Below are 4,395 nucleotides of genomic sequence, written 5' to 3' on the forward strand. Positions count from 1 at the left end.
CCAATCCAGCCCTTTATGCGACCAGGCAAAGATTTAAAAAAATCCATCAATTTTGTGATGGTCCCCATAAAGCCATCGACAATCCAACTGGCTAAGTCTTCCCCTGCTTGTTCCATACCTGCTTTGGCAGCCTCAGAGAGCGTTTCGCGGGCAAAAAAGCTTCCCAACCAGCTCCAAAAGTTGGAAAGGCTTTGTTTAAAGCCCTCCCACACATTGCCAAACCACTTGCCAACAGCGCTAAGTCCCTGTTTGAACTTTTGCCAATGGGCAGAGAAATCAAAGGCAGCAGCAATAATGTTTTTCCAACGTGTAATGGTTGCCGTGTCAGCACCAAAAAAACGCATGACGGCTTCAAAGGCACGACCAAAAGCGCGTATTAGCCCCCGTGCAAATCCTTTGACAAAGGAAGAAAAACGATCCCAATATTTCCACAAAACAAAACAAGTCGCAATGATGACAGCTACAACAGCGGCAATCAGAGCACCGATTGGGCTAAAAACAGCCCCAACCACAGAGGCTATGCCAGCAGCAATCACTTCTATCGCTGTCCCTATCCAGCCAAAAGAGGCAGCAAATGCTGTACCTGAAATTGCGATCCCTCGCAAAGCTCCCATCAATAAAGTCATGGGGCGTAAAAGTCGCAGTGAACTTGCCCCAAGACCTGCGGTTAACAAGCCCAGTGAGCGCCCTGAAGCCAAGAGCCCGCGCCAACTTGCCTTCAACGCACCACTAACAACCCTCTTCTTGATAAAAGACGTGATCAATTGAAGAAGCCCAAGACGTGTGCCAGCAAAAGTAAAGCGCAACACACGCAAAGCAATATTAAAAGCCATCAGAGCGGCAATGGTTTTGATAATGGCGCTTGTTAAAGTGGGATGAGCATTCGCCCACGCCATAAGAACATTGATAAAACCACCAACACTTTCCATCAAACTGTTGAGGGGGGGGGCAGAAGCACTTCACCAATGGTAATCCCCAAAGCCACGATACGGTTTTGCAACAGTTCAAATTGCCGCATAGCACCGGTTGCTTGTTTATCCGCCTCTTGTTCGACAGAGCCTTTAAAGACTTTTGGATCTTTCACATACTCTAATGCTTGCCCTAACAGCTCTGGGATACCCACCAATTTGGCAAAATCACCGGTAAAGTCTCGCCCAGCAATGGCAATCAGCGAACGCATCCCCTGTTCGGATTTTGCTAAAACATCAAAAAAGCGCACCAAAGTACCGGTGGCATCTTTCTCCAGATCTTCCATGAATTTTTCGCGGGAAAGCCCAATATTGGCAAAAGCATCTTCAATATGTTTACCCCCTGCCTGTATGCGCGCACTGATAGAGTTAAAACCACGCGCTGCACTCTCTGGGACAATCCCAGCAGAAATCATCGCCGTACCAAAAGCCGCTGTTTCGCGGGCTGTCAGTTTAAACATGGTTGCCGCTCCGGTGGCACGATTGGTAAAATCAGACACTTCACTCGCCTTTGCCGCCATGTGGTTAGAGAGATGATTGATGGCATCGCCTAGATCTTCAATGCTCGTCTGATTAAGCTTAAAGACATTGCGCAATTTGGCAAAGCGCTCTCCAATCTGATCCCCGCTCATATCAAAAGCAACCGCTGCCTTGGCAGCATAAACACTAAAAGCTTCTAAATCTTGTTCGCCAATTCCTGCTTGGCTGGCACTTGTCATCAATTCTAAAACTTCACGGGCAGCGAGAGGGATCTTTGTCGAGGTTTCCAAAGCAAAACGGCGCAATTCCTTTAAACGATCAAGAGGGGCATCCAGAACCTTTTCCAAGCCTTTCATCGATTGATCAAATTGCATGGCTTTATAGAGCGGAGTAATTAAGGTTGCAGTTTGGGCAATGGCTCCTACCATACGACCACGTGCATGGATAAAAGCATTTTTCGCATTGGCTGTTGCTTCCTTCAAGTGCTTAGGGTCAAACCAATTTTTAAAGTGTTGCCTTGTCTTGTTTTGGAAATGCGCAACATCGCTACTGAAAGCTGCAAGATCACTCTTGGCAGAGGCAATCCCCTCTTGCAGATGATTCACAAAACGCACAACAAGGGAAACATCCATGATCGCATCTCATCCTAACATTTGGCTTTCATATTCTTGGGCTTTCAGGCGTGCTAATTCATAGCGATAGGAGACAACATCAAGCCAATCCATCTGGTTAATCTCTAGAGCCGACCAGTGATAATAAAGAGCTAGCTCTGCTCCAAATTGTCCAGCATAGGGGATTGGCGTTGCGTAAAAAAAGCAAAAAAAGCCTTAAACACTGCCACAAGATCAACAACATCAAGACGATCAATAAGTTCAACAGATTCATGAGACTTCTCTGCCAAAAGCGCTGTAATACCTTCTGTCGCCTCATGGGTAAACAACACTTGTGAAAGCTTAAGAATGAGAACATCATTGCTAGGGTTTTTTTGCTCTGCAAATTCAGGTACAAGCAGCTCTGTCAACTGTGGTCCAATCAGCACAGACAATTGCTTGGCATGTTTGAACGTGGGGCGATAAAAGGTCAATTTATGCCGTGTTGCTTGCCTACCCTCACTGTCTTGGTACAGAATGGGAACAGCTAATTCCACCTCAATACTGGTTTGTAAACTTGTCATGATCAATTCCTATAAATTAAGTATAGAACGGCGACGCCCACCAATATCTTGCCCATTGCGCACCAGCCAACCACCCCGTTTAAACGAGAAACGATGTAAAACAGAGCCATCCCAAAATTCTGTGTAATCCCAAACATTCTTGATCTCGCAATCATAGCCTGTGGCTTTTCCAGCTGTTAAGCTTTCGCTATCGACTTTGACCAAGCGCCCTGTAACATCAATGGAATGTTCATGCTCGCGCCCATCTTCTTCAGACACCACATGTTTTTTGCCGGTAAATTTATGACGAAGACCAGGAGGACCGCCAAAGATACCGATGATTTCTGGCGTGTGGCTGCGGATTTTCATTTGCAAGCTCAAAGCTTTCACACCAAGACCACTCACATCAATTTGCATGTCAGAGCCCCCTGGTTGATAGGTTTCGGTGATTTCTTCCAACGTGGGAAGTTTGAGCGTTTCAAGATCAAGGTGAAGATTGACATCATCATCAACAATCAGGGTAAAACCACGAACAATTCTTAAAGTCATACATCACTCCTTGCTGCCTTGCGATAGGTGTCAAGCGTATCACCAAAAGCATAGGTCATTTTCTTTTGGATATCTTCAGCGAGCCGATTAAAGTAAGCACCGTTGCGCCGGCTTCCAAAGCTTAAATCTTCGAGAGGGGGGACTTCTTCTGCATCAAATTCCACCCGCAATTTTCCCAATTGCAAATTGCTGTTTGAATTCAAATCACGGTCAAACCAGACACGTCCTCCTAAAAGCGCACCGCGCGCAATCATATCATCAAGAAACTGTGTAAGGCTGCGCGTGATAGCAATAACATGTTGACCGGTCAGATTCTCGTCATTTGCCCAAGGGCGTAAATTGTTAATGATGGTTTTTTCCAAGGCTGCGCGGGTGCGTACCACATTGACAAAGCGCCAGAGTGGATCACTCGAGGTGGTGTGATTGCCCCATAAAATGCGTCCATTGGCAGCCATTTTCCCATGCGCATTTTGGCTAAGGCGAGCGGGAATAAAGGTGGCAATATCGGCTTTATTGAGACGGTTAGCCTCATGATCAATTTCCCCATCAAAATAGCTAATGGGGCGCGCTGTGCCTAAAATACCTTTAACATCTTGGTTGGAGGGAGACCAAAAAACACCTCCCTTTTGTTTGTCCCGTTTGATAAACATGGCTGCCACAAAGGGGCTTGCCGGTTTTATACTAAAGCCCCCCTCACTATCTGCTACCCGCACAAAGGGATCAATCAGATAACAAAAGCGTGAAGAGAAATCCGCACGAAAGGCAAGGCTTTCTTCCGTATTTTTGCCCCCCGTATCGAACACCGCAATCGCTTGTAGCTTTTCGGCAACCTGTTCTAAAGCATCTGCTAGTGGATTTTTAGCATTATCAAGGCGCCCTGCACTATAAGCTGGCGCTAAGAGAATGCCAGGTTCCACACCTAAATGCCCTCTAGCATGCGCTAGAGCATGAACACCGGTCAAAGCCGTATTGGACCCCACCATTTCGGCTTGTGTCTCAGCAATGGTTGACTTTTCTTCTACCCGCACAAGGATCACTTGTGCCTCAATCCCTTGCGCGCGCACGGCATTGATAACATCAAGGGCTGTTCTTCTTGTCCCAAGCTTTTGGATTTTCTCTGTCTCATGGGTAAAGACCAACACGGGTTCGTTAAGGGGATAGGTCTGTGCATCCGCATCAAGGGCTGTAACAACCGCCCCAATGGCGGTTTGGCTAAACATCTCTAAAGGGCGAGAAGCTTGACCA

3 protein-coding genes and 1 pseudogene are annotated in these 4,395 nt (G+C 46.7%); all 4 read right to left on the bottom strand.

The window, feature by feature from the left end:
- Positions 1–2,080: pseudogene (locus tag ABD909_RS07235) on the bottom strand (phage tail tape measure protein); the annotation flags it as partial.
- 131 nt (positions 2,081–2,211) lie between these two features.
- Positions 2,212–2,622: a hypothetical protein gene (locus ABD909_RS07240; protein WP_345097271.1), complete on the bottom strand. Its 411-nt coding sequence runs from the start codon at positions 2,620–2,622 to the stop codon at positions 2,212–2,214.
- Positions 2,623–2,631: 9 nt separating this feature from the next.
- Positions 2,632–3,150 carry a phage major tail tube protein gene (locus ABD909_RS07245; protein ID WP_183194498.1) on the bottom strand — a complete coding sequence of 173 codons (519 nt, stop codon included), beginning with the start codon at positions 3,148–3,150 and terminating at the stop codon, positions 2,632–2,634.
- Positions 3,147–4,395: phage tail sheath family protein (locus tag ABD909_RS07250; RefSeq protein WP_345097272.1), on the bottom strand; the 1,249-nt coding region annotated here is incomplete at its 5' end. The genes ABD909_RS07250 and ABD909_RS07245, both read right to left, overlap by 4 nt.

This window comes from Bartonella acomydis, assembly GCF_039543025.1.
Classification (GTDB): Bacteria; Pseudomonadota; Alphaproteobacteria; order Rhizobiales; family Rhizobiaceae; genus Bartonella; species Bartonella acomydis.